Below are 472 nucleotides of genomic sequence, written 5' to 3' on the forward strand. Positions count from 1 at the left end.
GGGGTGGCTGGGGGCCTTGAAGCAACTGGCTTCGCCGGCCGCTGGTGGGGGTGGCCGATGAGCCCGCAACAGAGCGCGTTGCCCATCAGCGAACAGGAGCGCGCCGACGCGTTGGCGCTCTCGGCCCTGTTGCGCGCCAGCCTGCGCACCCTGGGCACGTGGTCGTTGGGCTTGAGCCTGCTCGCCGTCGTGGTGGGCGTGGCATGGGCGTCGCCAACCGGTGCCGTGGGCGGCCTGTGGGCGCTGGTGTTGCTGTGTGGTCTGATGGAGCGGTACTTCGCCTTCCGGCTGGCGCTGGACGAGCGCCTGTTTCACCAAGTGGGCCATGGTCACATGCCCAGCCTGCAGGCGCTGGACACCTCGTTGGCCCGGCTCGGTTTGCGCCAAAACGCGTTGCCCGAGCGCCCGTGGAGCGCCCGCCTGCTCGGCGCCCGCCGCCTTCTCCAGCGGCATCTGGCGCTTGTGCTGCTGC

1 protein-coding gene is annotated in these 472 nt (G+C 71.0%); it reads left to right on the forward strand.

All coding sequences use genetic code 11. The annotated features are described in order from the left end of the window. Positions 1-57: 57 nt before the first annotated feature. The coding region (locus B0E41_RS04280; protein WP_077329203.1) for a hypothetical protein at positions 58-472 on the forward strand (415 nt) is incomplete at its 3' end.

This window comes from Hydrogenophaga sp. A37 (assembly GCF_002001205.1).
GTDB lineage: Bacteria > Pseudomonadota > Gammaproteobacteria > Burkholderiales > Burkholderiaceae_C > Hydrogenophaga.